31 protein-coding genes are annotated in these 25,711 nt (G+C 62.4%); 13 read left to right on the top strand and 18 right to left on the bottom strand.

Features of this window, described 5'->3' with window-relative positions:
* Positions 1–35: 35 nt before the first annotated feature.
* Positions 36–2,276, bottom strand: a complete 2,241-nt coding sequence (gene purL, locus NKH63_RS08625; RefSeq protein WP_023717381.1) for a phosphoribosylformylglycinamidine synthase subunit PurL — start codon at positions 2,274–2,276, stop codon at positions 36–38.
* Between the two features lie 149 nt (positions 2,277–2,425).
* On the bottom strand, positions 2,426–3,838 hold the full coding sequence (locus NKH63_RS08620) for an aminotransferase-like domain-containing protein (protein WP_023717382.1): 1,413 nt from the start codon (positions 3,836–3,838) through the stop codon (positions 2,426–2,428).
* Positions 3,839–3,931: 93 nt separating this feature from the next.
* On the opposite strand from NKH63_RS08620, the gene NKH63_RS08615 reads away from it, so the two are divergent.
* Positions 3,932–4,183 (top strand): DUF1127 domain-containing protein, encoded by a 252-nt coding sequence (locus NKH63_RS08615; protein WP_023717383.1) that lies wholly within the window; start codon positions 3,932–3,934, stop codon positions 4,181–4,183.
* 18 nt (positions 4,184–4,201) lie between these two features.
* Here the strand turns inward: NKH63_RS08615 and NKH63_RS08610 are convergent, their stop codons facing one another.
* From NKH63_RS08610 to purC, 7 genes are read right to left on the bottom strand one after another with little or no spacing between them, the layout of a single operon-like run.
* Positions 4,202–4,843, bottom strand: a complete 642-nt coding sequence (locus NKH63_RS08610; RefSeq protein ID WP_023717384.1) for a Pr6Pr family membrane protein — start codon at positions 4,841–4,843, stop codon at positions 4,202–4,204.
* Between the two features lie 4 nt (positions 4,844–4,847).
* Positions 4,848–5,258: a hypothetical protein gene (locus tag NKH63_RS08605; RefSeq protein ID WP_023717385.1), complete on the bottom strand. Its 411-nt coding sequence runs from the start codon at positions 5,256–5,258 to the stop codon at positions 4,848–4,850.
* 2 nt (positions 5,259–5,260) lie between these two features.
* Positions 5,261–5,926 (bottom strand): glutathione S-transferase family protein, encoded by a 666-nt coding sequence (locus tag NKH63_RS08600; RefSeq protein WP_023717386.1) that lies wholly within the window; start codon positions 5,924–5,926, stop codon positions 5,261–5,263.
* A gap of 31 nt (positions 5,927–5,957) precedes the next feature.
* Positions 5,958–6,626: a phosphoribosylformylglycinamidine synthase subunit PurQ gene (gene purQ / locus NKH63_RS08595; protein ID WP_352481169.1), complete on the bottom strand. Its 669-nt coding sequence runs from the start codon at positions 6,624–6,626 to the stop codon at positions 5,958–5,960.
* A complete protein-coding gene (locus NKH63_RS08590) occupies positions 6,623–7,180 on the bottom strand; it encodes an RNA 2'-phosphotransferase (RefSeq protein WP_352481308.1) in 558 nt (185 codons plus the stop codon). The genes purQ and NKH63_RS08590 overlap by 4 nt, the downstream gene beginning before the upstream one ends.
* Positions 7,177–7,419, bottom strand: a complete 243-nt coding sequence (gene purS / locus NKH63_RS08585) for a phosphoribosylformylglycinamidine synthase subunit PurS (RefSeq protein ID WP_023717389.1) — start codon at positions 7,417–7,419, stop codon at positions 7,177–7,179. The genes NKH63_RS08590 and purS overlap by 4 nt, the downstream gene beginning before the upstream one ends.
* A 40-nt stretch (positions 7,420–7,459) precedes the next feature.
* Positions 7,460–8,254, bottom strand: a complete 795-nt coding sequence (gene purC, locus NKH63_RS08580) for a phosphoribosylaminoimidazolesuccinocarboxamide synthase (protein WP_023674725.1) — start codon at positions 8,252–8,254, stop codon at positions 7,460–7,462.
* A 270-nt stretch (positions 8,255–8,524) separates the two neighbouring features.
* Between purC and NKH63_RS08575 the strand changes: the two genes are divergently transcribed.
* Both NKH63_RS08575 and NKH63_RS08570 read left to right on the top strand, forming a co-directional pair.
* Positions 8,525–8,845 (top strand): DUF1476 domain-containing protein, encoded by a 321-nt coding sequence (locus tag NKH63_RS08575; protein ID WP_023717390.1) that lies wholly within the window; start codon positions 8,525–8,527, stop codon positions 8,843–8,845.
* Positions 8,846–8,965: 120 nt separating this feature from the next.
* The gene (locus NKH63_RS08570; protein ID WP_023717391.1) at positions 8,966–9,739 is read left to right on the top strand and encodes an HpcH/HpaI aldolase family protein; all 774 of its coding nucleotides are present in this window, start codon (positions 8,966–8,968) and stop codon (positions 9,737–9,739) included.
* Here the strand turns inward: NKH63_RS08570 and NKH63_RS08565 are convergent.
* A complete protein-coding gene (locus tag NKH63_RS08565; RefSeq protein WP_023717392.1) occupies positions 9,736–10,284 on the bottom strand; it encodes an RBBP9/YdeN family alpha/beta hydrolase in 549 nt (182 codons plus the stop codon). The genes NKH63_RS08570 and NKH63_RS08565 overlap by 4 nt on opposite strands.
* Positions 10,285–10,555: 271 nt before the next feature.
* On the opposite strand from NKH63_RS08565, the gene NKH63_RS08560 reads away from it, so the two are divergent.
* On the top strand, positions 10,556–11,368 hold the full coding sequence (locus NKH63_RS08560) for a VOC family protein (RefSeq protein ID WP_023717393.1): 813 nt from the start codon (positions 10,556–10,558) through the stop codon (positions 11,366–11,368).
* A gap of 1 nt (position 11,369) precedes the next feature.
* Here the strand turns inward: NKH63_RS08560 and NKH63_RS08555 are convergent, their stop codons facing one another.
* The 4 genes from NKH63_RS08555 to NKH63_RS08540 are packed head-to-tail and all read right to left on the bottom strand — an operon-like array spanning position 11,370 to position 14,546.
* The gene (locus tag NKH63_RS08555; RefSeq protein WP_023717394.1) at positions 11,370–11,942 is read right to left on the bottom strand and encodes an RBBP9/YdeN family alpha/beta hydrolase; all 573 of its coding nucleotides are present in this window, start codon (positions 11,940–11,942) and stop codon (positions 11,370–11,372) included.
* Complete coding sequence (gene purB / locus NKH63_RS08550; RefSeq protein WP_023717395.1) at positions 11,942–13,249, bottom strand: adenylosuccinate lyase; 1,308 nt, start codon at positions 13,247–13,249, stop codon at positions 11,942–11,944. Before purB ends, NKH63_RS08555 begins: the two co-directional genes overlap by 1 nt.
* 59 nt (positions 13,250–13,308) lie before the next feature.
* On the bottom strand, positions 13,309–13,809 hold the full coding sequence (locus tag NKH63_RS08545) for a hypothetical protein (RefSeq protein ID WP_031193518.1): 501 nt from the start codon (positions 13,807–13,809) through the stop codon (positions 13,309–13,311).
* Positions 13,810–13,820: 11 nt separating this feature from the next.
* On the bottom strand, positions 13,821–14,546 hold the full coding sequence (locus tag NKH63_RS08540; protein ID WP_352481168.1) for a DUF2259 domain-containing protein: 726 nt from the start codon (positions 14,544–14,546) through the stop codon (positions 13,821–13,823).
* Between the two features lie 248 nt (positions 14,547–14,794).
* On the opposite strand from NKH63_RS08540, the gene NKH63_RS08535 reads away from it, so the two are divergent.
* Complete coding sequence (locus NKH63_RS08535) at positions 14,795–15,049, top strand: DUF2171 domain-containing protein (protein ID WP_254817658.1); 255 nt, start codon at positions 14,795–14,797, stop codon at positions 15,047–15,049.
* Between the two features lie 46 nt (positions 15,050–15,095).
* Here the strand turns inward: NKH63_RS08535 and NKH63_RS08530 are convergent, their stop codons facing one another.
* Together NKH63_RS08530 and NKH63_RS08525 are read right to left on the bottom strand one after the other, a co-directional pair.
* Complete coding sequence (locus NKH63_RS08530) at positions 15,096–16,115, bottom strand: P1 family peptidase (protein ID WP_352481167.1); 1,020 nt, start codon at positions 16,113–16,115, stop codon at positions 15,096–15,098.
* A complete protein-coding gene (locus NKH63_RS08525) occupies positions 16,115–17,188 on the bottom strand; it encodes a branched-chain amino acid ABC transporter substrate-binding protein (protein ID WP_023717401.1) in 1,074 nt (357 codons plus the stop codon). Before NKH63_RS08525 ends, NKH63_RS08530 begins: the two co-directional genes overlap by 1 nt.
* A gap of 180 nt (positions 17,189–17,368) precedes the next feature.
* On the opposite strand from NKH63_RS08525, the gene NKH63_RS08520 reads away from it, so the two are divergent.
* Genes NKH63_RS08520 through NKH63_RS08490 form a run of 7 tightly spaced genes read left to right on the top strand, consistent with a single transcriptional unit; the run spans position 17,369 to position 23,705 of the window.
* Positions 17,369–17,863, top strand: coding sequence for a flavin reductase (locus tag NKH63_RS08520; RefSeq protein WP_352587690.1), 495 nt, complete (start codon positions 17,369–17,371; stop codon positions 17,861–17,863).
* Between the two features lie 31 nt (positions 17,864–17,894).
* A complete protein-coding gene (locus NKH63_RS08515; protein ID WP_352481165.1) occupies positions 17,895–18,824 on the top strand; it encodes an AAA family ATPase in 930 nt (309 codons plus the stop codon).
* 4 nt (positions 18,825–18,828) lie between these two features.
* Positions 18,829–20,073, top strand: coding sequence for a vWA domain-containing protein (locus tag NKH63_RS08510; RefSeq protein WP_352481164.1), 1,245 nt, complete (start codon positions 18,829–18,831; stop codon positions 20,071–20,073).
* A gap of 25 nt (positions 20,074–20,098) precedes the next feature.
* On the top strand, positions 20,099–20,437 hold the full coding sequence (locus NKH63_RS08505) for an XdhC family protein (protein WP_352481163.1): 339 nt from the start codon (positions 20,099–20,101) through the stop codon (positions 20,435–20,437).
* Between the two features lie 6 nt (positions 20,438–20,443).
* Complete coding sequence (locus tag NKH63_RS08500; protein WP_352481162.1) at positions 20,444–21,148, top strand: XdhC family protein; 705 nt, start codon at positions 20,444–20,446, stop codon at positions 21,146–21,148.
* Entirely contained in the window at positions 21,145–22,755 is a 1,611-nt protein-coding gene (locus tag NKH63_RS08495) for an NTP transferase domain-containing protein (RefSeq protein WP_352481161.1), read from the top strand. The genes NKH63_RS08500 and NKH63_RS08495 overlap by 4 nt, the downstream gene beginning before the upstream one ends.
* A 32-nt stretch (positions 22,756–22,787) precedes the next feature.
* Entirely contained in the window at positions 22,788–23,705 is a 918-nt protein-coding gene (locus NKH63_RS08490; RefSeq protein ID WP_352855843.1) for an alpha/beta hydrolase, read from the top strand.
* On the opposite strand, the gene NKH63_RS08485 is transcribed toward NKH63_RS08490, so the two are convergent.
* Positions 23,702–24,733: a DUF1176 domain-containing protein gene (locus tag NKH63_RS08485; protein WP_352481160.1), complete on the bottom strand. Its 1,032-nt coding sequence runs from the start codon at positions 24,731–24,733 to the stop codon at positions 23,702–23,704. The two genes, NKH63_RS08490 and NKH63_RS08485, sit on opposite strands and share 4 nt — an antisense overlap.
* Before the next feature lie 122 nt (positions 24,734–24,855).
* Between NKH63_RS08485 and NKH63_RS08480 the strand changes: the two genes are divergently transcribed.
* Entirely contained in the window at positions 24,856–25,362 is a 507-nt protein-coding gene (locus NKH63_RS08480; RefSeq protein ID WP_023717410.1) for a DUF1993 domain-containing protein, read from the top strand.
* A gap of 52 nt (positions 25,363–25,414) precedes the next feature.
* On the opposite strand, the gene NKH63_RS08475 is transcribed toward NKH63_RS08480, so the two are convergent.
* A complete protein-coding gene (locus NKH63_RS08475; RefSeq protein WP_023674744.1) occupies positions 25,415–25,579 on the bottom strand; it encodes a hypothetical protein in 165 nt (54 codons plus the stop codon).
* Positions 25,580–25,711: the final 132 nt, after the last annotated feature.

Here is a 25,711-nt window from a genome sequence, read left to right as displayed (position 1 = left end):
GATGAACCACAGTGAAACGGCTCCACTCGATCACATCACGGGTCCACGACCTCATTTGCCATGAAGCGAGGGAACCAGGATTCGTGGGCAGCGGTCAATTCACTGACCGGTATCGCACGTGCCTCGCCCAGCTTCAGTTCGCTGCCGCCGGTCGAGCCGATCCACGGTGCAAAAATGCCGAGCTTGCTTTGCTGTTCGCGAATGGCATCCCACGCCTCGCTCTGCGGGTCGATCGACAGCGTCAGCAGATAGCGGCCCTGATCCTCGCCGAACCAGACCGGGATCGGATCGGTGCCGATCAGGCCGGGGATGGTCGCGCCGATGCCGGAGGCCATCGCCATCTCGGCCAACGCCACCGCGATGCCGCCATCGGAAACGTCATGCGCCGCGGTAACGACGCCCGACGCAATCAGCGCCCGCACATGGTCACCGACGCGCTTTTCGTGATCGAGATCGACGGGCGGCGGCGGGCCGTCGGCACGGCCATGGATGTCGCGCATATAGACCGATTGGCCAAGATGCGTGCCCCACATGGTCGGTGCGCCGACCAGCACGATCATCTGGCCTTCGGCGGCAAAGCCGATCCGCACCATTTTCGACCAATCGGCAATCAGCCCGACGCCGCCGATGGTTGGTGTCGGCAGTATGCCTTGGCCGTTGGTCTCATTGTAGAGCGAGACGTTGCCGGAGACGATCGGGAAGCCCAGCGCCCTGCAGGCATCGCCAATACCTTTCACCGCGCCGACCAACTGACCCATGATCTCCGGCCGTTCCGGATTGCCGAAATTAAGGTTGTCGGTGGCCGCGAGCGGCAAGGCACCGGTGGCGGTAAGATTGCGCCAGCATTCGGCCACCGCCTGCTTGCCTCCCTCGTAGGGGTCGGCCTCGCAATAGCGCGGCGTCACGTCGGAGGAGAAGGCGAGCGCCTTGGTCGGATGACCGTCGATCCGCACGACGCCGGCATCGCCGCCGGGAAGCTGCAACGAATTGCCTTGGATCAGCGTGTCGTACTGCTCCCACACCCAGCGGCGCGAGGACAGGTCCGGCCCGCCAAGCAGCTTCAGCAAAGCCTCGGCCACATCGGTTTGCGGTGCATCGCCGGCGCCCAGCGGCGCCGGCTTCTTCGGCTCGACCCAGGGACGGTCATATTCCGGCGCCTGGTCGCCGAGATCCTTGATCGGCAGGTTGGCGACCTCGTCGCCCTGGTGCAGCACGCGGAAGCGCAGATCGTCGGTGGTCTTGCCGACGATGGCAAAGTCGAGGCCCCATTTGTGGAAGATCGCCTCGGCCTGTTTTTCCTTTTCGGGGCGCAGCACCATCAGCATGCGCTCCTGGCTCTCCGAAAGCATCATCTCATAAGCGCTCATGCGCTCTTCACGCACCGGCACCTTGTCGAGATCGAGCTCAATGCCGAGGTCGCCCTTGGCGCCCATTTCGACCGCCGAGCAGGTGAGGCCAGCGGCACCCATGTCCTGGATGGCGATAACGGCGCCGGACGCCATCAGTTCGAGGCAGGCTTCGAGCAGGCATTTTTCGGTGAAGGGATCGCCAACCTGGACCGTGGGCCGCTTCTCGTCGATCTTGTCGTCGAATTCGGCCGAGGCCATGGTGGCGCCGCCGACGCCGTCGCGCCCGGTCTTGGCGCCGAGATAGACGACCGGCAGGCCGACCCCCTTGGCTTCCGACAGGAAGATCGCATCGGTTTTCGCGAGGCCCGCGGCAAACGCATTGACCAGGATATTGCCATTGTAGCGGGCGTCGAAATTGACCTCGCCGCCGACCGTCGGCACGCCGAAGGAATTGCCATAGCCACCGACGCCGGAAACGACGCCGGCAACGAGGTGCCTGGTTTTGGGATGATCCGGCGCACCGAAGCGCAGCGCGTTCATCGCCGCGATCGGCCGCGCGCCCATGGTGAAGACATCGCGCAGGATGCCGCCGACGCCGGTCGCCGCTCCCTGATAAGGCTCGATATAGGAGGGATGGTTATGGCTCTCCATCTTGAAGACGACGCAGTCGCCGTCGCCGATGTCGACCACGCCGGCATTCTCGCCCGGGCCCTGGATGACTTGCGGCCCGGTGGTCGGCAGCGTACGAAGCCATTTTTTCGAGGATTTGTAGGAACAATGCTCGTTCCACATCGCGGAAAAAATACCGAGTTCGGTAAAGCTCGGCTCGCGCCCGACCAGGTCGAGGATGCGTTGGTACTCGTCGGGCTTCAGCCCGTGCGCGGCAATGAGTTCCGGAGTGATCGGCACGGAATTGGAAATGGTCATGATCGGCAATTTGTGTCCTTGGGATCGAGTCCCGTCTTATCGCAAGCTTTGCAGCCGATACACCCCGTCGGATGACTAAAACGACGGAAAGCAACAGCTTGCCGCAAGTAGCGGAAGATCGCCACTCGACCCGCCGGTTTCAAGCCGGTTCAGGAAAAGCTGTCGTAGCCGGCGCGGCCTTCGTCCAGAAGCCGCCGGATCACAGCGACGCCGTGCGCAATATCGTCCCGCTGTCGCGGCTGCGAGATGCCAAACCGCACGCCGTGAAAGGCCTGTTCGGAACGCCCCGCCTTGAACTCGTCCTCGTCGTCGATGAGCACGCCATGTTCGAGGCAAGCCTGTTTGAAAGTGCCGGAAAGCCATGGGTCCGGCAAAGTGAGCCAGACGAACGGCACATTATCCAGCGCCTTGAAGTCGAAGCCGTCGAGTGTCTCGCGCACGATCGCGATGCGCGCACCGATCTCGGCAATGCTGCGCTTGCGCATCTCGGCGGCCTGACCGGACAACACCAGCCGGCTGCCCACCTCCGCCAGCAGAAAGGGCAGGCCGCCCGTCATCATCTTATGGGCAACCCGGATGCGGTGACGATAGGCCGGCGGGCAAGCGAGCCAACCGCCGCGAACACCCGCCGCGACCGATTTCGACAGGCCGCCGGCAACGATGGTCCGTTCGGGAGCATATTCGGCCAGTAAAGGCGTCGGGTCGTCGGTCAGTCCGCCATAGAGATCGTCCTCGATCAAGACGACGTTATATTGACGGGCGACATGCGCGATTGCCTCGCGGCGCGATGCCGACAGCGTTGTCAGCGTCGGGTTCTTGGCCGTCGGCATCAAAAACATCATCTTCGGGTGCTTTTGTGCGCAGACGCGCTCGAAATCCTGGGGATCGATGCCCTCGTCGTCAGCCGCCACCAGTGCGGTCCGGCGACCGATCAGGCCGGCGCTGCGGGAGATCTGCGAATAGGTGAGGTGCTCGAAGACGACATAGTCGCCGGGGGCGGTGAGCCCCGCAATTGTTGCCATCACCGCGGCGTGGGTGCCGAGCGTGGGGACAATGGCATCCGCCGCCGGGCGATAGGAATTGCGCGACAGCCAGCGCCTGCCGGCCTCGAACCAGCGGTCCGGGAAATCACGCGTGTAGCTTGAAATCTCATGCGGATGGTCTTGCGCCGTGCGTGTCAACACATCGGCGACGATGGCACCCTGGCCGACATCCGGTGCGGCGGTGCTATCGAAGCGCATCTTGTCGCCGGGCGCATCCATATAGCGCGTGCCTTGTTCGACCGGCTCCAGGAAATCCGGCTTTGCGCTTTCCGACTGCTGAGCGAGAACATAGGTTCCGCGGCCCACCTCGCCGCTGACCAATCCCCGCTCGCGCAGCAATTGATAGGCCCTGCCGACGGTGCCGACGGTCGTGCCGATGTCGTATGCCAGATCGCGCTGCGGCGGCAGCTTTGCCCCTGCACCGATCAGGCCGCGGTCGATGTCCGTCTCGATGGAATCGGCAAGCCGCTGATAGAGCGGGCCGGTACCCGCGGTAAGATCTGGAAGCCAAGTTGTCATGGTGACAATTTTTTACATTGCACCAGGATGTGAGTCAATACATATCAGATCGGCGGCGAGAAGGGTACAATCCGAAGTTTTGGCAGAAAGAAAATGGCTACAATAGAGACAATCCGCCCCGTTAGGGCTGAATTGCAGATGCAGGTGGCGCCTCCGTTAGGCCGGCCAACCTATGTTAGTCGGCTGGTGCGTACGCTCGGATCCTTCGCGAGATGGATTGGCAGGCTAATGGATCGTCGGCGCAGCCGGCTGGTCCTGCTCGAGATGACCGACGACCAGCTCAAGGACATAGGCATTACGCGTTGTGATGCCCATCGTGAGGGCCTCAGGCCGTTCTGGGACTGAGGGTTGAGGCACCGCACTTTAGCGGACGCCCGCCGCCCTGAGCCTCGATACGCCGTGGTCCACAAGCACGGCCACGATACACAGAACCAGAAAAAGCCCGGTGATGGCCAGAGCCGAGACGGCGACGCTGGCCGCCCCGTGTTTGGAGACGTCGAGGAATGGATAGGGTACTTCGCCGACGATCGGCGCCCGCAGCAGCGCGTAGGCCAGATAGGCGATCGGATAGATCATCCACCACGAGATGTCACGCCATCGCGTCGAGCCGTCGGCGCCCGCCACAAGCCACCACAGCACGAACACCACCGGCGTCACATAGTGCAGGAGCACGTCGCAGAGCAGGAACAGCCCTTGCGGCTGCCAAAGCTGCGCCAGGACCGTGGCGTAGATAATGAGGACCAGGCTTATGGCGACGGCTACGCCCGCCCCTATCCGTGGCCCGGCAAAGGCCGGAAACCAGGCATAACCCGTCGACGACAGCAACGAGGCATGGACGAGCACCGCGCCGATGTTGGTCAGGATGGTGAAGAAGCTGAAATAGAAGACCAGCGAGCCGACAAAGCCGCGGCCGGCTTCCATTGATGCCGGGACGGTGATGCAGAGCTGCAGGACGAGCCCGGCCAGGCCGACGACCAGACCGGTGATCTGCAGCAAGCGACCCATTGGGCTAGGCAGCAGCGCCACAGGCCGGATTGCCGGCCTGCCAGCGGGCAATGTCCGAGCCGATGCGGCCGCCGAGCGGTTCCGCCATCAATGGGCCGAACACGTCGACGCGGCTCGAATTGCCTTGCGCCTGCACGACCAGCAACGGCTTTCCGCCATAATGTTTGGCCGGCACCAGCAGGAAGCGCGGCGTGCCGCTGAACGAATTCAGCTCGTTGGCCATCTGATAGGATTTGAAGGCAGGGTCCTTGCTGGCGATCCAGCATTTGTGGGCAGCTATTGCCACCTGCTCCATGGCAAGCAGTGACGCGCTCTTGCCCGCCGGCGCCGGCGTGCTCTTCGGGCTTGACTGGCATGAGGCGAGTACAAGCCCGGCGGCAGTAGCGACGGCGAGGCGGGCGAGTGTCAATCGCATGGTCAAGCGGCGCCCATCTCGAGTTCGGACAGAAAGATCTTCAGACCGTCTGTCATCTCACCCCAGACGCGCGACAGCGCCGGATGCTGCAAGGCGATTTGCTCATAGGCATCGAATTTCGGATAGGCGTCAAGCAGGTCGGGGCGGCCGATCGTCGCCCTGAAATTGTTGAAGACGAAGCGGGTCGGCGTCAGCCACGCATCGGCGAAGGAGATGTCGTCGCCGAGCGCGAACGGGCCATGCGCCATGCGGGCCTCGATTGCCGCAAGCCCGTGATGCAATCGGGCGAACTGTGCCTTGATGTCCGCCTCGTTGCGCTGCGGCACGAAATAGAGCTCGAACAGCTTCATCGTTGGGGCGAGCACGTCAAGGTCGGTGATGCGGGCGAACATGCGCACCAACGCCCGGTCTTTCGAATCCTTGGGCAGCAGCGCTGGCTCGGGAAAGCGCTCCTCCAGATATTCGGCAATGACCACGGATTCGACGATCGTTTCGCCCGAGCCGGTGATCAGCACTGGAATCCGGTTGAGCGGGGAGATGGCACGGAATGCCTCGGGAATGGGAAACCCAGGCGGCGGTGCAATGACCTTGAGCGGCACGTTCTTGATGTAGGCCAGCGCCCGCACGATCGACGAATAGGGCGACAGCGGTCGCGAATAGAGTTTCATGACCGTCGCTCCAGGAGGAAGATTGAATGCATCAAGCGGCGATGCCCAGCGCGCTTTCGAACAGCGCCCGGCCGTCGCTGCCGCCATGCGCCGCTTCAATCAGGTTCTCGGGATGCGGCATCAGGCCGAGCACATTGCCACGGCCGTTGACAATGCCGGCAATGTCGTTGATCGAGCCGTTGGGATTGGTGCCTTCGGCATATCGGAACACCACCTGGCCTTCGCCTTCGAGGCGGGCCAGCGTTTCGGCATCAGCAAAATAATTGCCGTCATGATGCGCCACCGGCGCGCGGATGACCTGGCCCGGCTGATAGCGGCGGGTGAACATCGTGTTGGCATTGGCGATCTGCAGCTTGACTTGCCGGCAGACGAATTTCAGCGAGGTGTTGCGCATCAATGCACCCGGCAACAGGCCGGCCTCGACCAGGATCTGGAAGCCGTTGCAGACGCCGATGACCGTGACGCCCTTGGCCGCCTTTTCGGCCACAGCCCGCATCACCGGCATGCGCGCGGCAATAGCGCCGCAGCGCAGATAATCGCCAAAGGAAAAGCCGCCGGGAATGGCGATCAGGTCGACATCGGGAATTTCAGTGTCGGTCTGCCAGACGGTGACCGGCGGCGTGCCGGAAATCTTGGTCAGCGCCGCGATCATGTCACGGTCGCGATTAAGGCCGGGGAGCAGGACGACGGCTGATTTCATGAGAATTCATGCTCGTTGAGTTGGAACAGATATCGCGGCAAAACATGGCTGGTCAGCCAGACGCCATTTTCGGAAAGAAAAAATAAGGCGCCGTTTTTGGCCATGTTTTCCGAGTCGATCCGCAGGATAACACTTCTCCCCTTGCGGCGCTGTGCGACGATCACAGCTGTTTCAATGTCTTTTGACAAATGAACGTGCTGCCGAGACTGGCTGATCAAGCCTTCTCGTAAGATGCTGGGGAGAAACTCTTCCTTGGTGCCGTGATATAAGACTGTTGGAGGAATTGATGGCGACAGGCCGAGATCAATCTCGACACTGTGGCCTTGAACCGCACGGACACGATCACCGTCGATTGCAAAGCGCTTTTTCGGGTTCTCGTCGATGATCCGAACAACCTCGGCGGCGGATGTGCCGAACTTCGCCTGAATCGCCGCGCAAAGTTTGTTGAAATCAGTCCAACCGTTCTCATCCAAAGTCAGCCCCGCTTCATGGGGAGCATGGCGTAAAACAAGACTCATGAACTTCGATATCTGGATGTCTTTCGACAAGCTCAGCCGATCTCCACCGCGTAATTCTCAATCACCGTATTCGCCAGAAGCTTGTCGCACATAGCTTTCAGATCGGCCTCGGCCTTGGCCTTGTCGCCCTCGGCAAGCTCGATATCGAAAACCTTGCCTTGCCGCACCTGGCCGACGCCGCCGAAACCCATTCCGGAAAGCGCATGCTCGATTGCCTTGCCTTGTGGGTCGAGCACGCCGTTCTTGAGGGTTACGGTAATGCGGGCCTTGATCACGCTGGACATGCTCCTGTTCACCTGTTGAGCGGGCAAGCCGTCAGTGCGGCTTGCCTTTGACACCGTCGGTCGATGCGACGAGCACCGGTCCGGCAGGGCGCGGCGGTTCGTTCTCGTTCATGATGCCGAGGCGGCGGGCAACTTCCTGATAGGCTTCGACGAGCCCGCCCATGTCGCGGCGGAAGCGGTCCTTGTCGAGCTTGTCCTGGGTCGCCACGTCCCACAGCCGGCAGGAATCCGGCGAGATCTCGTCGGCGACGACGATGCGCATCATATCGCCTTCGAACAGGCGGCCGCATTCGATTTTGAAATCGACGAGCTGGATCCCGACGCCCATGAACAGGCCGGAAAGGAAGTCGTTGACGCGAATGGCCAGCGCCATGACGTCGTCGATCTCCTGCGGGCTCGCCCAGCCGAAGGCGGTGATGTGCTCTTCCGATACCATCGGATCGTCGAGCGCATCGGCCTTGTAATAGAATTCGATGATCGAGCGCGGCAGCACGGTGCCTTCCTCGATGCCCAAGCGCTTGGCCAGCGAGCCGGCGGCGACGTTGCGCACCACCACTTCGAGCGGGATGATCTCGACTTCCTTGATCAACTGCTCGCGCATGTTGAGCCGGCGGATGAAGTGGGTCGGAATGCCCATCCGGTTGAGATGATTGAAGATGTGCTCGGAAATGCGGTTGTTGAGCACGCCTTTGCCATCGACGATTTCATGCTTCTTCTTGTTGAAAGCGGTGGCGTCGTCCTTGAAGAACTGGATCAGCGTGCCAGGCTCCGGTCCCTCATAAAGGATCTTGGCCTTGCCTTCATAAATGCGGCGGCGATTTTTCATCTGATTTTTCTCTGGATTTGCGGGCAGGCGGCAAGCGACCAGTTCCTGTCCGTCTGCCTAAAATAAGATGGCGACGGTGGGGTTCAATGCCGGTGTCTATCCCAATCGCACTGTTTGCTCAATCGGCAAATCCTTTCAATCAACCGCTTTCGGGGACCGAAATGCCGCAGCGCAGCAGGCAATGTAGCATATTGACCGGCCGGCGCCCTTTTGGTTTGTGCTCCGGCAACACATATTGGCACAACGAATCGGATTTCACGGAGGGATGCCATGAGCAGCATGAAAGACCGCGAAGAGGGCTTTGAGCGCAAATTCGCATTCGACGAGGAACTTCGATTCAAGGCTGCGGCACGCCGCAACAGAGCGCTCGGCCTGTGGGCTGCCGAAAAGCTCGGCAAGTCAGGCGCCGAGGCCGACGCCTATGCCAGGGAAGTGGTCGTCAGCGACATCGAGGAAGCCGGCGATCACGACGTTTTCCGCAAGATACGCAAGGATTTCGATGCAGCCGGCATCGACCAGTCGGACCATCAGATCCGCCGCACCATGGATGAATTGATGGCGCAGGCGATTGAGCAGATCAAGAACACCTGATCCTTCCACCGACATCGATCGAATGCTGGACCAATCGACCGCCCGGCCTAACCGGGCGGTTTTTCTTTGCCTTTGCGGTCATTTCCGGCTGAATTGCTGCAAGCAAAGAGGAAATCACCAATGTCCCTGAAGTCACGCCTGGCGGCCGACGAGACGCTGTTCACCGCATGGTCCGGCGTGCCGGATGCCCTGACTGTCGAGATATTGGCCAGACAAGGGTTCGACGCGGTTACGCTCGACATGCAGCATGGTGGCCATCACGAGGACAGCGTGCTGCGCGGGCTTGTGCCGGTGCTGGCGGCCAACAAGCCGGCGCTGGTGCGCATCCCGGTCGGCCGCTTCGACATGGCCAGCCGCGCGCTCGACTTCGGCGCCGAGGCTGTGATCGCCCCGATGGTGAATTCGGTGGCGGACGCAAAGCTGTTTGCCGCCGCCATGAAATACCCGCCACTCGGCGAGCGCTCCTGGGGGCCGACCTATGCCTTTCCGCGCCATGGCAAGGGCGATTATGCCGACTGGCTGCGCGACAGTAACCAGCGCACCATGGCGTTCGCCATGGTCGAAACGCGCGCCGCGCTTGATGCACTCGACGGCATTCTCGACACGCCGGGTATCGACGGGATCTTCCTCGGCCCGTCGGATTTCTCGATCGCCTGGTCGAAGGGAACCACCGTCAGTTCGACGCTGGAGAGCATGATGGAGACCGTCGCCTCGATCGCCGAGCGCACCCGCAAAGCCGGCAAGCATGCGGCGATCTATGTGATGGAACCGGCCATCGCCGGTCGCGTGGTGTCGATGGGTTACCGGCTGCTGGCGATGGGTTCCGAGCATTCGCTGATTTCGCTTGGGGCAAAGACCCTGCTGAGCAGCGTCAGGGGTTCAATCGCTTCCTAGAGATCCGTCAGGAATTTCGCGAACGTCATCGACCCTTCGGGCCAGGGGCCAAAGCCGGAATCCGCGTTGAGATGGCCGGCATCGCCGGCGTCGATGAACAGCGAGCCCCAAGCCGCGGCAATGTCCTCGGCGACGCCGAAGGCGCAGAACGGGTCGTTGCGGCTGGCGATCACCACCGACGGAAACGGCAGCGGGTCACGCGGATAGGGACCGAAGGTCATCAGGTGCCTCGGCTTTATCTTTGGATTGGCGACATCGGGCGGCGCCACGAAAAAAGCGCCGGCGACCGGCCGCTCGAACCGAGACAAGGCCTGGATGACCGCGGCGACGCCAAGCGAATGGGCGACGATGACGACCGGCCGCTCGGCCTCGTTAACCGCCTTGGCGACACCGGCCGTCCAATCCTCGCGCACCGGCTTCGACCATTCCGCCTGTTCGACGCGGCGCGCTGTCGATAGTTTCGACTGCCAGCGGCTCTGCCAATGATCGGGGCCGGAATTGGTGTAGCCCGGCACGATGAGAATATCTGCTTCCCTGACTTTCATGGCGCGCATGTAGCGAGAGGCGCTGTCGGGTGCAACCGGGTATAAACTCAACAGCGACACGCAAACGGCCTCTCACGAGCCCGGTTCTGCTCGCTATTGTGAACACCATGTTCGCTTCTTGCGCTCTTGTGTGAACGATCGCGATCGACGATCTGTCGCCAGGAAAGAATGGCTGTTCCGAGATTTTGGCACGGACACGGCGTAGAATGATTGATGGCGCCGGGTTCCTCTGTTGGAAGCTTGTCGAGCGCCGCCTGAACGGAGCACTTTGATGAGCGAACTGCCTTTTGCCGCGACGACCCCGGTCAGCGTTGCCCGCGTCGGCTTGCGGGCGCGCCATGCAGAAAATCTCGCTGCCTACTATCGCAAAGTCGTCGGTTTGCAGGAACTGAGCCGCTCCGGCGGCACGATCACGCTCGGCGCAGTCAATCGTCCTTTGCTCGACATCGAAGCGGATCCGGCTGCGAAACCGGATGACCCGCGCAGCGCCGGTCTTTTCCACACCGCCTTCCTACTACCCAGTCGGGCCGATCTCGGCCGCTGGATCAATCACGCCATCGCCGGCAAGATTGGCATCGAGGGCGCGTCCGATCATCTGGTCAGCGAGGCGCTTTATCTGACCGACCCGGAAGGCAACGGCATCGAGATCTATGCCGACCGCCGTCCGCAGGACTGGAAATGGAACGGCGACAAGATCGCGATGGCGACGGAGCGGCTGAACATCCCTTCGGTGGTTGCCGAAGTGCCGGCCGGCGACACCGGCTGGCAGGGCGCGCCGGAAAACAGCATTATCGGCCACGTCCATTTGCGGGTCGGCAGGCCGGAAGAAGCCGAAGCATGGTGGCACCAGGAGTTCGGTTTCGACACGGTGGCAAAATATGGTGGCGCGGCGGTGTTCCTGTCGTCCGGCGGCTATCATCACCACATTGGCGCAAATGCGTGGCAGAGCCCGGGTGCCGGTCGCCGAGATCCCTCCCGCTCCGGCCTGGCCTGGGTCGAGATGCGTTCGGACAATGCCGCGAGCGACACTACCCGCGAGGATCCGTGGGGCACAGTGATAAGGACGGTTCCCGGTAAGGCGTAGGCTAGAGGTTAGCCTTCTCGAGTAAGCGTCCTAGCATCAGCAGGCCCGCTGGCCATACGCCCAGGCGGGCCTCGTTTCCCATATGGCCGAGATCGCCGGCATCGGCGATATCCGCGCCCCAGGCTGCGGCAAAAGCGGTCGCCTTGTCGAAGGTGACGCGCGGGTCGCTGCGGCTGGCCACCACCAATGCCGGGAAGGGCAGGCGCTTCAGCGGCATCGGCGCGAACGGGCGCACCGCGTCGAATGAGGGATCGGTATCCTCGACATTGGTCGCGGCGACCAGGAACGCCGCCGCGACCTTGTCGAGCTGGCTTTGACTGGCCCCGGAAGCCCACTTCACCGCCGTCGCCACTGCCAGCGAATGTGCAAGCAGCACGATGCGGCGCGGTGCGGCGGCCACCGCAGCATCCACCTGGCCGATCCAGTCTTCAGGCTTCGGCCGGTCCCACTCTGCCTGCAGCACGCGGCTCGAATTGGGGAGCACCCTGCACCAATGCGACATCCAATGATCCGGTCCGGAATTGCCGCGGCCGGGCAGGGCAAGAAAATCGAAATCTCCGGCCGCCGAAATCATCAGGCTTCTCCGAACACTCGGCTGAAGATCGTGTCGACATGCTTGGTATGATAGCCCAAGTCGAATTTCTCGCGGATCTCGGCCTCAGGCAGGGCTGCAACAACGTCCTTGTCGGCCAAAAGTTCCTCAAGGAAATCAGCGCCTTGCTCCCACACCTTCATGGCATTGCGCTGCACCAGCCGGTAGGCTTCCTCACGCGAAATGCCGGCTTGCGTCAGCGCCAGCAGCACGCGCTGCGAATGCACGAGGCCGCGGAACTTGTTCATGTTCTTCAGCATGTTGTCGGGGTAGACCAGCAGTTTGTCGATGACGCTGGTCAGCCGTGACAGCGCGAAATCGAGCGTCACCGTCGCGTCGGGCCCGATCATGCGCTCGACCGACGAGTGCGAGATGTCGCGCTCGTGCCACAGCGCCACATTCTCCATTGCCGGCAGCGCGAAGGAGCGCACCATGCGAGCAAGGCCGGTGAGGTTCTCGGTCAGCACCGGGTTGCGCTTGTGCGGCATCGCCGACGAGCCCTTTTGTCCGGGCGAAAAATACTCCTCCGCCTCCAGTACCTCGGTGCGCTGCAGATGGCGCATCTCGATCGCCAGCCGCTCGATCGACGAGGCGATGACGCCGAGCGTGGCGAAGAACATCGCATGGCGGTCGCGCGGGATCACCTGCGTCGACACCGGCTCGGGCTTCAGCCCAAGTTTCTTGGCCACGTACTCTTCGACATAGGGGTCGATATTGGCGAAGGTGCCGACCGCACCCGAGATGGCGCAGGTGGCGATGTCCTCGCGTGCGTGCACCAGCCTCTCGCGGCAGCGCGAGAATTCGGCATAGGCCTGCGCCAGCTTGACGCCGAAAGTGGTCGGCTCGGCATGGATGCCGTGGCTGCGGCCGATGGTAATCGTATCCTTGTGCTCGAAGGCGCGGCGCTTGAGCGCCGCAAGCAGCCCGTCAATGTCGGCCAGGAGGATGTCGCTGGCCCGGGTGAGCTGCACGGCAAAACAGGTGTCGAGAACGTCGGAGGATGTCATGCCCTGATGGATGAAGCGGGCATCCGGCCCGACGAATTCGGCAAGATGGGTGAGAAAGGCGATGACGTCGTGCTTGGTGACGCGTTCGATCTCGTCGATGGCTTCGACATCGAATTTCGCCGCCCCGCCTTTCTCCCAAATGGTCTTGGCGGCCTCCTTCGGGATGACGCCGAGCTCGGCCAATGCGTCGCAGGCGTAGGCCTCGATCTCGAACCAGATGCGGAACCGGGTTTCGGGCGACCAGATGGCCACCATTTCCGGCCGGGAGTAGCGAGGGATCATCAGTCGGTCCTGACTTGCAAGAGCATTTGCCCGCGTCCTAACAGAGGCAAGCAAAATGCTCAACGTTGCTGGCGCGCAAACCAGACACTGGCGACAGCCAGCGCAATGAAACCGAGCGGAAAATACAGCCGGATGCCGAGGACGACGAACTGGTAGAGCGCCGTCAACATCGTGAACACGAACTGGAAAACCCAGGTGATGGTGAGCGCGGGCGCATGCCATTGGACATAGTAGGAGCGGTATTGCAGCCCAAAGAGGCCGCCGGTGAAGGCGATAGTCACGGTGAGAAGGCAGACGAAGGCGGCAGCGAGGGCGATCTCCCAGTTGCGTCCGAGGGAGACGAGTCGCGCCAGAAACAGCCCAACCGGGAAGGCCAGCGCGCCGCCGGCAGCATAAAGCAGCGAGACGAAGCGGACCTTCGCCGGGGTCTCCCAATCGTACAGCTGCAGATTGAGCAGCGCGCTGGCGCCCATCGCCATGGCCCACAACAAGGCACCGACAAAAGCGGTGCGCAGCGGCGGCAAGGAGCGGCGGAGACGGCGCAGAGCGCGATAGCGCATGGCGGGGAACGTCACAGGCGACCGGTTACCGCGATCCAGCGATAGTCCGGCCCTTCGAAGCCGTATTGGCGCACCGCGATCAGCACGGCATAGGCGCTGAGGCTATCCAGTGAAAATGTCTGGACCGCGCCGATCTGGTGCCCATTCGGACAGCCGCGGCTTTGCGGGATTGATTTGTCCTCGTGAATAATCCTCGTCTGGCCGCCGTCCTTCGCCTCGATGCGCAGCAGGCGAAAGCCGTTGATCTCGCCCTGGCTCTGGCAGCGTTCGGTGTCATTCATGCCGATCTGGTCGAGCCGGAACTCGAGCGGATCGTCGACCGGCGAAAAGATCGGGCGCGGATTGACCACCATGCGGAAGGGATCGGCAGAAAGCTCGGTCACCGGGTTGAAGCCGGCGGTGATGCCGCGATTTGCCGTGAGTTCCGCCTGACTGACGATCGCTTCGCCCTTTTGCCGAGCCTGCAGCCGCGCTGCGTCCACCATGGCATTCTCGTCTTCGAGCCGGACTCGGATCGGCGATCCCTTGAGAAAACTGTCGTCGGCCGTGTCGATGTAATAGCGGTTGGCATACGGGAATCCCGATCCGTCCTGGACGCCATATTCTTCGAAGGCGAAGATGCCGCGGTCACGGCTGAAGCCGAGGATCTCAAGCTCGGCGACATCGCCTGCGTAGGCAGCGACCGAAGTTGCAAGCTGGGCGAACAGGCAGACGGCAAACAGGGCAAGATTTCGCATGGGGCTTTCCGTTCAGGCAGTCGACGTCGTTAAATTCCCTATCACGATGCTGTCAAAAGATCGTGCTAACTGAAACACGAAGTCGATGCATCCAATCCGGCTGTCGTTTGTTATTGTCGGCAGCTTCACCGCATCGTGCCTTCCGAAAATCAGAATCGATTTTCGGAAGGGCACGATGCATTGATTCAAAATGTTTAGAGCATCCTTTGCGCGTCCAAAGGACGCGCGGCGCCCTAAGGGAGACCCCCATGACCGATGCAGCCAAGATCCGCGAACGTATGGAAGTGATCGGCGCCGACGGCGTCCATGTCGGCACCGTCGACAAGGTCGACGGGGATCGCATCAAGCTGACCAAGCGCGACAGCGGCGAGGGCGCTCACAGGGGCCATCACCACTTCATTCCTCTCAGCCTCGTCGCCGAGGTCGAGGGCCAGAAGGTGCGCCTGTCGGCAAACTCGGATGTTGCGGTCACGTTCGAGGAAGAAAAATCCGACCCCACCTGATCATAGTCCAGTCTGACTACTGCTCACCGAATGAGCGTCGGCGCGTTCAGCGCGACGACCAGACCGGGAAGAGATCGCCCTCGGCCGGCGTCGCGGCAAAGACGCCGCGGCTGATGGCGCGCGCCATCGTCGCGCCGGCAGCTGCGTAGAGATCGATTGCATCGTTGGGCCCGAGCTCGATGCCGCTCTTGCCCGTTGCCAGCGCGAAGACCAGATCGCCGTCGGCGGGCGTGTGCGTCGGCCAAATGGCACGGACAAAGCCGTCATGCGCTGATATCGCCAGGCGTTTGGCGGCGGCCTTGGTGAGGACCGCATCAGTGGCGATCACGGCGATGGTCGTGTTGGCGCCGGTTTCCGCCTGCTCTGCGGCATGCTTGTCACGGAACTTCAGCAGGATCTTTCTGGCACCGTCAGGCATCGGGTGGGGATAGCCTAAGCCGCCGAACTCGTCGCCGATCTCGAACGGTGCCGCCCAGAAATGGCGGGTCCCGGCGACCGTCACCGAGCCGGTCGGGTTGACGGCGGCGAGCGCGCCGATGGTGACGCCGCTGTCCAGCATTGTCGAGGCCGAGCCGAGCCCGCCCTTCAGACCGGAGCTCAGCGCGCCGGCACCCGCGCCGGCGGTGCCGAGCGCAAAGTCTATCGCGGCGGCTTGCGCGGCTTCGTAGCCGAGGTCGCGGTAAGGCGGATACCGGCCCCAATCCTTGTCGCCGCCATTGCGCAGGTCGAACAGGATCGCCGCCGGCACGATCGGCACGCGAAAGCCGCCGACCTCGACGCCGATGCCTCTTTCGCGCAATGCCGCCTGTACCCCCGACGCGGCGTCGAGGCCAAAGGCCGAACCGCCCGAAAGCACCACGGCGTGGATGGCATGGATTGAATTGTGCGGCTCGAGCAGGTCGGTTTCGCGGGTGCCCGGCGCACCGCCCAGGATTTGCACGCCGGCCACGGCCGGTTCGTCGCAGATGACAGTGGTCACACCGGATTTCAGCTTGGCATTCGCCGCATTGCCAACCCGCAAGCCGGCAACGTCGGTGATGAGATTGCGCGGACCGGTATGGAACATTATTGGCTCTCCGCCCGCACGAAACGGCCGCCGTCGAAACGGTAGGCGCGATAAGGATTTTGCGTCAGGTCGCCTTTCTCGTCAAAGCGGATCGGCCCGATCGCCGTAGTGAAGTCATGTCCAGTAAGCAGGTCAGCCAGGCTTTTGCCGGAGGTTTCGGAAGCCGCAAAGGCCTCGCGGGCGATCTCGACCGCGGCATAGGCGGGAAGCGTATAACCATCCGGCACGATGTTTTGTGCGACAAAGCTTTGCAGCACCTTGGGGTCGGCGACGTCAACCCATTCGGGCGGCGCGATCATTAGCGTGCCGACGGCGTAAGGCACGTCGCCGAGCGGCGCGCGCAGCGCTTCACCGCCGGCAAACACCATGCCGGTATCGAGCTGGCCGGCGTCGCGGCCCATAATGGCGACATCATCGCCGTCACCACCGGCAAAGACATGCGTTGCGCCGGCTTTCTTCAGTCGGCCGATCAGGCCGATCTGGTTGTCGAGCTGCGGCCGGAACGTGTCGACGAACACTGGCTTCAATGCCGCCTGCTCGGCGGCAGACCGAAACGTCTCGGCCATTTCGCGGCCATAGATCGTGCCATCGTCGACGATAGCGAACAGCTCGTTCTGCCATAGGCGGGTGAGGGTGGCGGCGACGGCATTGCGCTCGTCGTCGCCGCGCGGCCCGAGACGATAGATCGGCCATCCCGTCTTGGCGCGCCGGTCGGTCAGGCTTTCCGTGCGCACGCCGACGGTGATCACCGGGATGTCGGCATCCTTGAGGATCGGCAGAGCCGCCTCGATTGCGTCGGTGCACAGAAAACCGATGACGACCTTGACCTTGGCCGCGGCGAATTCCCGCGCGGCGGCAACGCCGCCAGCGGCCGTGCAGGCGTCATCGATCGTCCTGATCTCGGTATCACTCGCTTCAGCCGCCATTGTCGCGCCTGCCTCGATCTGTTTGCCGAGGATCGCCGACGGCCCCGACAAAGGCGCCGCGACGCCGATCAGCAGCGTCTCGGCACTCGCACTACCGGCGAGCGAGAGCCAGGCCAGCACCGCTATCGTGGTTGTCCAAGGTCGCATGCGAGCGAAGAATTCCTCCGCGCCGATCGCGTGTTTTGCCGGCGCCAATGCCGTCAAGACCTAAAGGCTGGCCAGCTTTGGCGCAACACGCGAATTCGGGATATAGCTCAAGCACTTCGCTTGTGGCATGCAATATGCGGTCATATATAACGGCTGGTTCTGACTAACGGAAAATCATCGGTGCTGAAGAAGAATGAAATCGGGCCGCAGGCCTACCGCGACGCTATGGCCCATTTTGCCGGCCATGTGCATGTGGTCACCACTGATGGCCCGGCCGGCAAGCGTGGCGCGACGGTGATCGCGGCCTGCTCGGTGTCGGACACACCGCCGACCATCCTGGTCTGCCTCAATCGTGAAAATCCCAAGAACGAGCCGTTTGTGAAAAACGGCAAATTTGCCCTGAACACGCTGGCTTCGGATCAGGAGCCGCTGTCGATCGGCTTTTCCGGCATCACCGGCCTGCCGGTCGAGGAGCGTTTCGCATTGGCCGAATGGGACGTCATCTCGACCGGTGCGCCGACGTTGAAGGGCGCGCTCGCCGTCTTCGACTGCGAGCTGATCGACACCAAGGATCTGGCCACACATCGTGTGCTTTTTGGCAAGGTGACAGGCCTGCGCATCGGCGATAATTTGCGGCCGCTGATCTATCACGACCGCAGCTACCACGCTCTGTAGAGGCTTTGATGGCCGCGTCCATGGAGATCAAATGACCGAGCTGAAATCGCGCCCCGTGCCGCGGACCATCGACGAGACGCTCGATCTGTTGACCGGTGCGGATTATGTGGCGGACCGGTCGCTGGCGACTGTGCTGTTTTTGTCGCTGCGCATGAAGCGTCCGCTGTTCCTTGAGGGTGAGGCCGGCGTCGGCAAGACCGAGATCGCCAAGGTGCTGGCCGAGGCCCTTGGCCGTAGGCTGATCCGCCTGCAATGCTATGAAGGGCTCGATGTCTCGTCTGCCGTCTACGAGTGGAACTACGCCGCGCAGATGATCGAAATCCGCATGGAGGAGGCGGCCGGCAAGGTCGACCGCTCCGACATGGAACGCAACGTCTTTTCCGAAAAGTATCTGATCCGCCGCCCGGTGCTCGATGCGCTGACTGGCAAGGCGGGCGCCGCACCGGTGTTCCTGATCGACGAACTCGACCGCACCGACGAGGCCTTCGAGGCATTCCTGCTCGAAATCCTTTCCGATTTCCAGGTGACGGTGCCCGAACTCGGCACCATCAAGGCGGAGGAGCCGCCGATCGTCGTCATCACCACCAACCGCACGCGCGAAATCCACGACGCGCTGAAGCGGCGCTGCCTTTATCACTGGGTCGATTATCCCAATGCCGAGCGCGAGCTTGAGATCGTCCGCCGAAAGGTGCCGCAGGCCAACAGCCGGCTTTCGGCCGAGGTCGTTTCATTCATCCAGAAGCTGCGTCAGATCGAGCTGTTCAAGGTGCCCGGCGTCGCCGAGACCATCGACTGGGCCGGCGCGCTGACCGAACTCGACAAGGTGGCGTTGGACCCTGAGACGGTTTCCGACACGATTGGCGTGCTGCTGAAATACCAGGACGATATTGCCCGCATCGGTGAGGGCGAAGGCCGGCGCATCCTCAACGAGGTCAAGGCCGAGCTGTCGGCGGCGGAGTAGGGCGATGCCGCGTGCGGAACCCAAAGAGGCAACGGCGGACGGGCGGATCGCCGACAACGTCGTCTATTTCTCCCGCACCTTGCGCAAGGCCGGTATGCGTGTCGGACCGGCCTCGGTCAAAGACGCCATCGAGGCAGTGCTCGCTGCCGGCATCGGCTCGCGTGACGATTTCTACTGGACGCTGCACGCCGTGCTGGTCTCGAGGCACGAAGATCACGCCACCTTCGACGAGACCTTCCGGCTGTTCTGGAAGTCGCACGAGCTGATCGAAAAGATGCTGGCGATCTTTTCGCCGATCGCTCCCGACAACAAAGGGAAGCAAAAACCCCGCGCGGCCGAGAACCGCGTCAGCCAGGCGATGTTCGAGGGTCACCAGAAGAACCAGCCGGCGCAGGAAGTTCCCGAGATCGAGGTCGACGCGCGCTTCACCTTCTCCGGCAACGAGGTGCTGAGAGGCAAGGATTTTGCCCAGATGAACGCCGCCGAGATGGCCGACGCCAAGATAGCGATCGCCCAGTTGCGGCTGCCCTTCGACATGGTTCGGACGCGGCGTTTCAAAGCCGATGCGCATGGCCGCCGTATTGATCCGCGCGCCATGATGCGCTCGGCTGCGCGCACCGGCGGCGAGTTGATCCTGCCTAAATTCCGCTCGCCCCGCGAAGTCCATCCGCCGCTGGTGGTGCTTGCCGACATTTCCGGTTCTATGAGCCAGTACACGCGGATCTTCCTGCATTTCCTGCATGCGCTGACGGAAAAGCGCCGGCGCGTGCACGCCTTCGTCTTCGGCACCAGGCTTACCAATCTGACCCGTCAGATGCGGCATCGCGATCCCGATGCCGCACTCGCCGACTGTTCTGCCGCGGTAAAGGACTGGTCGGGCGGCACGCGCATCGGCGATACGCTGGCAGAATTCAACCGTTTTTGGTCGCGCCGCGTGCTGGGGCAAGGCGCGGTGGTACTGCTGATCACCGATGGGCTGGAGCGCGACGAGGTCGCCGGCCTGTCGGAGGAAATGGAACGGCTGCATAAATCCTGCCGGCGGCTGATCTGGCTGAACCCGCTGCTGCGCTTCGACGGCTTCGAGGCGCGCGCCCGCGGCGTCAGGGCGATGCTGCCGCATGTCGACGAATTCCGTTCGGTGCACAATCTCGACGCGCTCGCCGATCTCTGTGCGTCGCTGGACAAGAATTCGGTGCGTTCGGTCGACCCGCGCCGGTGGATCCAGGCTGGCGCGAAGCGCGTCGCATAACCACATGTCTCCCAGGGAGAAAATCATGGAACACAGTGTCTATCTCGATGAAGCCCGCGACCCGCTGATCATCGCGGAGGGCTGGATAAAGGACGGCAAGGACGTCGCCATTGCCACCGTGGTCGAAACCTGGGGTTCGGCACCGCGGCCGGTCGGTAGCCATCTGGTCATCGACACCGAAGGCAATTTCCATGGCTCCGTTTCGGGCGGCTGCGTCGAAGGCGCAGTGGTGACCGAAGCAATCGACGTCATCGATAGCGGCAAGGCGAAGATGCTGGAGTTCGGGGTCGCCGATGAGACTGCGTGGCAGGTCGGCCTGTCCTGTGGCGGCCGCATCAAGGTCTATGTCGAAAGATTGGGCTGATTGTCGATGGATCCTTACGCGCTGAAGACACTCAACGCCGAACGTCGTGCCCGCCGCGCGGCGATTTTGGTAACCGATCTTGGTGACGGCCGGGACCGTATCGTGCGCGAGGGCGACCAGGTTGCCGGCGAACTCGGGGCAGCCATCGCCAAGGCATTCCGCACCGGCAATTCCGGGTCGGTCGAAGCTGAGGGACGGGCCTTCTTCCTCAACGCACATCTGCCGCAGCCACGCCTGGTGGTGATCGGCGCCGTCCACATCAGCCAGGCGCTTGCACCGATGGCCAGGATCGCCGGCTATCCCGTCGAGATCATCGATCCGCGCACGGCGTTTGCGACGTCCGACCGCTTTCCCGACATCGCGCTGCATGCCGAATGGCCGGAGGATGTCCTGAAGCGTCAGCCGCTCGACGGCTATACCGCGCTGGCTGCCCTCACTCATGATCCGAAGATCGACGATTTCGCGCTGAAGGCGGCGCTCGACGCCAACTGCTTCTATGTCGGGGCGCTTGGCAGTCGCAAGACCCATGCGAAACGCGTCGAACGCTTGCTGGCCTTGGGCGCGACCGCCGACCAGATCGCCCGCATTCATGCACCGATCGGCCTCGACATTGGGGCTGCCAGCCCGGCCGAGATCGCCGTCGCGGTGTTGGCGCAAGCGATCCACGCCTTTCGCTCTCGCGGCCTCGAATCCAAAGGCGCGGTCGCGTGAAATTTGGTCCCGTTCCGATCGATGCGGCCGAAGGGGCAGTGCTGGCGCACGCCACCACAGCCGGAGAGCGCCGCTTCCGCAAGGCGCACAGGCTAAGCGCCGAGGATGTGTCCCTGTTGAAGGCCTCCGGGATTTCCGAGGTCGTCGCGGCGGTGTTGGCGCCCGATGATCTCAGCGAGGATGCCGCGGCCGAAAAGCTCGCCGCATATATGATCCATCGCAACATCGAGGCGAAGCGCGCTGCGACCGGCAGGGTCAACCTCCACGCGCAGGCTGCCGGCATATTCACCGTCGACGCGGCGATGATCGACGCCATCAATGCCGTCGATCCGACGATTACCATCGCCACGCTGGCGCAGCATGCGCCGGTCGAAAAAGGTCAGATGGTTGCGACGGTGAAAATCATTCCGTTTGCGGTCGCCTTCGCTTTGGTCGATGCGGTGGCAAGGATCTGCGCCGAGGGCGAGATTTTTGCGGTCAACGCCTATCAGCCGGTGCGCGTCGGCGTCATCCAGACGGTGCTGCCCGGCATCAAGCCGAGCGTGCTCGACAAGACGCTGCGCGTCACCGAAGCGCGCCTGGCGCGTTCGGGCAGCCGGCTGACGACGGAGCGTCGAACCCCGCATGAGGTCAGCCCCGTCGCCGAGGCTGCCGCCTCGCTGATCCGCGACAACGATATGGTGGTGATCTTCGGCGCCTCGGCGATGGCCGATTTCGGCGACGTCGTGCCCGCCGCCATCGAAAGGGCAAGCGGCACCGTCATTCGCGCCGGCATGCCGGTCGATCCTGGCAATCTGCTGGTGCTCGGCAATCTAGGCGGCAAGCGCATCATCGGTGCGCCCGGTTGCGCCCGTAGCCCCAAGGAGAACGGCTTCGACTGGGTGCTCGACCGGCTGATTGCTGGTCTCGACGTGACCGCCAGGGATATTGCCGGCATGGGCGTTGGCGGGCTGCTGATGGAAATTCCGACGCGGCCGCAGCCGCGCGAGCCGCTGCCGGCCAAAGCAGAACCAAGGGTCGAGACGGTGCTTCTGGCGGCCGGCCGCTCCAGCCGCATGAGCGGGCCGAACAAGCTTTTGGCGCTGTTCGACGGCAAGCCCCTGGTCCGCCGCACCGCCGAACGCGCGGTCGGTTCGAAAGCCGCGGCCACCATCGTCGTCACCGGCCACGAGCGCGAGCGCGTGTGCAGCGCACTGTCGGGCATGGATGTGACCTTCGCCGACAATCCGGATTTCGCCGAGGGTCTGTCTTCGTCGCTGAAGGCAGGCATCGCCAAGGTTTCTGGCGACGCCGCCGGCGCCCTGATCGTCCTCGGCGATATGCCGGGCGTCGCCTCGGCCGACCTCGACAGGCTGATCGAGGCGTTCCGCAAGTCCGAAGGGCGATCGGTGGTGCGCGCCTCTCATAATGGCCGGCGCGGCAACCCGGTGCTGCTGCCGCGCTCGCTGTTCGCCGCCATCGCTCACCTCGAAGGCGATACCGGTGCCCGTCATCTGGTCGAGGCCGAAGGGCTCGACGTCATCGATGTCGAGATCGGCGAAGGGGCGGCCGTCGATGTCGACACGCGCGAGGCGCTGGAAAGCGCCGGCGGCGTGCTGCAGGATTGACAAACCGAAGCCGAAAAACGCATGGCTGCGGGATGGCCTTTCGTTCTTGCTTCCGGTTCCGCTTGCCCCCCTCTGGCCTCCCGGCCCTGCTGATCGCGATTCTTTTGTCGCTCTCTTGTGCCGCCTACGCCAACGCTCTCGAACTCAAACCCTTCAAGGATGATCTGTTCGCCTATCCGGCGACGCTCTCATCCGAAAACAACGGCGCCTATACGGTCATCGACTATCGTGAGTTGCGCGACATCAACGCCCGTGACGAAGTGCCTGAGCGTCGTGTGCACGCGCAATACACCGATACCGGCGTGCGCAAGGTGCAGCAGGATCTGTTGCTGAAGACCGACGCTGGAGATGTCCGCCACATTGCCGTCGGCAAAGTCGGGGGCGCCAGCATCATCGTGCTTTACCTGCACGGGCAGGGCGGCAGCCGTAAGCAGGGCACCGACGACATCACCTTTGGCGGCAATTTCAACCGCATCAAGAACCTGATGGCCGGCAATGGCGGCCTCTATCTGTCGCCGGATTTTTCCGACTTCGGCGACACCGGTGCCGCCCAGATCGCTGCGTTGATCGGCCACTATGCCGAGCAGTCGCCGGGCGCAAAAATCTTCGTCGCCTGTGGCTCGATGGGCGGTTCGTTATGCTGGAAGCTGGCCGATCGCAAGGACACCGGCGGGCGCATCGACGGGCTGCTGCTGCTCGGCTCGCTGTGGGATGAGAGTTTCTTCTCAAGCCCCGCATTCAAGCGTCGTGTGCCGGTCTTCTTCGGCCAGGGTAGCAAAGACCCGGTGTTTCCAATCGAGAAACAGGAAGGCTTCTTCCGATCGATCCTAGCCAAATCGAGAACCTATCCGACCCGCTTCGTCCGTTTTGAAACTGGCACGCATGGCACGCCAATCCGCATGACCGACTGGCGGGGTACACTCAACTGGATGTTATCGAAGGCCCCCTAGGGCGCGGTGTTGTAGTCGACGACCGTCTGCGGATTTTCCTCGCCGTCGTAAGACGCGTCGACGTCGTACTGGACCAGGGAAAAATCGCCGTTGCGAAACAGATATGTCCCCGATGAAGAGGCATCGCCGATGCCACGCCATTTGTTGAACGTAGCGATCGTCTTGGTCTCTTCGTCGTAATCGGAATTGGTTGCCCAGCCGGAGGTCTGGAAGCCAACTATGGTCATGCCCAGCAGTTTGCCTTCGCTGTCGTTGTTTTCGTAGCGAATGTCCATTTCGGGTTCGGCGAACTGCAATTGCCTGACGCCGAGCACGTCGTCGCTCATGTAATAAATAGAGCTTTCGTTATAGGCCGCGGCCGAGCAGGAGAAGTGGAAAAGCCGCGTTTCCCTTTCGGGATCACTGGCAGCCGCATCCTTGTCTTTATACTGGATCGAGAAAATGTCCGGCTCGGTGCTTAGAAACTCCTTGTCACATTGGTCGCCATAGGTGGCGCCAAACGCCTTTTTGGCCTGCTCAAGCGCCGCGTCCTTCTTCGGCGGCGGCGGTCCTTCGCCGCAGCTTGCCGGCACGGCATCTTCGAAATCGGCCCTTGACGGTTTCAGCGCACCCTTGTCGATGAAGATCGGGCGAAATGGCGGTTCCTGGATCGAGGCGTTGATCTGTCGCAGCGTATAGCAGCCGGCAAAGACATTTTGGCTGCCGTCCTTGGCCGTCGCCCGAATGGCGACCGGAACGCTGTAATAAATACTGCCGGCAGCACCGTCTTCGGACACACCACCGGTTTTTACGTCGACCGTGTCGGTGCCGTCATAGCCTTTGACGAAGGAGTTGAAATCCTTGGCCGGCTTGGTGTCGCCGAAATAGTCCCAGGCGCGCGCGAGTTCGTGCCGGCTGATGGCACTATAAAGCGACCGGATGACCGCTTCGGCATTCGACCTGTCGTCGATATAAGGCGCGTCTGCGGCGAGCGCCGATTGGCCGGCAAGAGAGATAAAAGCGGCCGTTGCGAAAAGGGCGCGTCTCATCGGGAACCTCCACTCGATGAAAAATCCTATCATATCGATTGCGGCGACGTGGTGACGCTTAACAATCGCGTGCGAAAGCGCTACCTCTCGCCGTCGGCAGTCGGGCCGCGTGGAGATTTCTTGTGACCATATCAATGTATGAAGCATCCGTGCCGGTATTTTCGGCGAGGCTGAAGGCACTGGCCAACGTCCTGAGCATTGCCGAGCAAAATGCGGCTGACCGGAAGATCGATCCGCAGGTGTATCTCACGGCGAGGCTGGCGCCGGACATGTTCGCCCTGACCAGGCAGGTACAGATTGCCACCGATCACGCCAAGGGCGCGCCGTCGCGGCTGGCCGGGCGTGAGGTGCCAAAATACGAGGACAATGAGGCGAGCTTCGCCGATCTGCAGGCCCGCCTTAGCAAGACATTGGCTCATCTCGCGACATTTTCGGCGGCCGAATTCGATGGTTCAGATGACAGGATGGTCGAACTGAGGCTTGCGGGACGCGAGGTTTCGATGCCAGGAATGCAGTATCTGTTGCATGCCGCCATGCCCAATTTCTATTTCCACCTGACCACTGCCTATGACATCCTGCGCCACAACGGCGTGCCATTGGGCAAGTCGATCTTCCTCGGATTGCGTTGAGATTCGCTCAGGAGATATCCCGGCCGCGCCGGGATATCTCGCGGTGCACTGTTTAGCGCAAGGACATTTCCCGGGCGATGCGTGGGAAATCGGCCGGCTTGACGCCGATATCGGCGCGATCGGCATTGCTCATCGAATGGAGTAGCGCCAGTGCCGCGCGATAGCGCAGCTGTTCCCGCGGACGCGGACGGGCGAACATTTCAGTGAAGAATCCCATGATTCAAGCCCCTCTATTGAAACCTCCACGGCCTTCAATATAGGCGGATCATGACGATTGTGCAGTGCAGCATTCGCATGGCAGCCATGCTGCCCCGATCTTTTTTGACATAATTCGGCTGGTCCGGCGAAA

The sequence above is a fragment of the Mesorhizobium sp. M0960 genome (assembly GCF_040319055.1).
GTDB lineage: Bacteria > Pseudomonadota > Alphaproteobacteria > Rhizobiales > Rhizobiaceae > Mesorhizobium.
Note: the sequence above shows the minus strand (reverse complement) of the source record. Positions and strands in the feature narration are given on the sequence as shown.

Bases quoted from the DNA above. Each gene is read 5' to 3' on its own strand.
- NKH63_RS08490 (WP_352855843.1), top strand. From the start codon at position 22,788: ATGGCCTTTCGTTCTTGCTTCCGGTTCCGCTTGCCCCCCTCTGGCCTC.
- NKH63_RS08570 (WP_023717391.1), top strand. From the start codon at position 8,966: ATGTCCCTGAAGTCACGCCTGGCGGCCGACGAGACGCTGTTCACCGCA.
- NKH63_RS08610 (WP_023717384.1), bottom strand. From the start codon at position 4,843: ATGGGTCGCTTGCTGCAGATCACCGGTCTGGTCGTCGGCCTGGCCGGG.
- NKH63_RS08515 (WP_352481165.1), top strand. From the start codon at position 17,895: ATGACCGAGCTGAAATCGCGCCCCGTGCCGCGGACCATCGACGAGACG.
- NKH63_RS08555 (WP_023717394.1), bottom strand. From the start codon at position 11,942: ATGATTTCGGCGGCCGGAGATTTCGATTTTCTTGCCCTGCCCGGCCGC.
- NKH63_RS08510 (WP_352481164.1), top strand. From the start codon at position 18,829: ATGCCGCGTGCGGAACCCAAAGAGGCAACGGCGGACGGGCGGATCGCC.
- NKH63_RS08500 (WP_352481162.1), top strand. From the start codon at position 20,444: ATGGATCCTTACGCGCTGAAGACACTCAACGCCGAACGTCGTGCCCGC.
- purL (WP_023717381.1), bottom strand. From the start codon at position 2,276: ATGACCATTTCCAATTCCGTGCCGATCACTCCGGAACTCATTGCCGCG.
- NKH63_RS08615 (WP_023717383.1), top strand. From the start codon at position 3,932: ATGGCTACAATAGAGACAATCCGCCCCGTTAGGGCTGAATTGCAGATG.
- NKH63_RS08605 (WP_023717385.1), bottom strand. From the start codon at position 5,258: ATGCGATTGACACTCGCCCGCCTCGCCGTCGCTACTGCCGCCGGGCTT.
- NKH63_RS08565 (WP_023717392.1), bottom strand. From the start codon at position 10,284: ATGAAAGTCAGGGAAGCAGATATTCTCATCGTGCCGGGCTACACCAAT.
- NKH63_RS08600 (WP_023717386.1), bottom strand. From the start codon at position 5,926: ATGAAACTCTATTCGCGACCGCTGTCGCCCTATTCGTCGATCGTGCGG.
- purC (WP_023674725.1), bottom strand. From the start codon at position 8,254: ATGAAAAATCGCCGCCGCATTTATGAAGGCAAGGCCAAGATCCTTTAT.
- NKH63_RS08505 (WP_352481163.1), top strand. From the start codon at position 20,099: ATGGAACACAGTGTCTATCTCGATGAAGCCCGCGACCCGCTGATCATC.
- purB (WP_023717395.1), bottom strand. From the start codon at position 13,249: ATGATCCCTCGCTACTCCCGGCCGGAAATGGTGGCCATCTGGTCGCCC.
- NKH63_RS08545 (WP_031193518.1), bottom strand. From the start codon at position 13,809: ATGCGCTATCGCGCTCTGCGCCGTCTCCGCCGCTCCTTGCCGCCGCTG.
- NKH63_RS08575 (WP_023717390.1), top strand. From the start codon at position 8,525: ATGAGCAGCATGAAAGACCGCGAAGAGGGCTTTGAGCGCAAATTCGCA.
- NKH63_RS08485 (WP_352481160.1), bottom strand. From the start codon at position 24,733: ATGAGACGCGCCCTTTTCGCAACGGCCGCTTTTATCTCTCTTGCCGGC.
- NKH63_RS08525 (WP_023717401.1), bottom strand. From the start codon at position 17,188: ATGCGACCTTGGACAACCACGATAGCGGTGCTGGCCTGGCTCTCGCTC.
- NKH63_RS08535 (WP_254817658.1), top strand. From the start codon at position 14,795: ATGACCGATGCAGCCAAGATCCGCGAACGTATGGAAGTGATCGGCGCC.
- NKH63_RS08620 (WP_023717382.1), bottom strand. From the start codon at position 3,838: ATGACAACTTGGCTTCCAGATCTTACCGCGGGTACCGGCCCGCTCTAT.
- purQ (WP_352481169.1), bottom strand. From the start codon at position 6,626: ATGAAATCAGCCGTCGTCCTGCTCCCCGGCCTTAATCGCGACCGTGAC.
- NKH63_RS08530 (WP_352481167.1), bottom strand. From the start codon at position 16,115: ATGTTCCATACCGGTCCGCGCAATCTCATCACCGACGTTGCCGGCTTG.
- NKH63_RS08540 (WP_352481168.1), bottom strand. From the start codon at position 14,546: ATGCGAAATCTTGCCCTGTTTGCCGTCTGCCTGTTCGCCCAGCTTGCA.
- NKH63_RS08560 (WP_023717393.1), top strand. From the start codon at position 10,556: ATGAGCGAACTGCCTTTTGCCGCGACGACCCCGGTCAGCGTTGCCCGC.
- NKH63_RS08475 (WP_023674744.1), bottom strand. From the start codon at position 25,579: ATGGGATTCTTCACTGAAATGTTCGCCCGTCCGCGTCCGCGGGAACAG.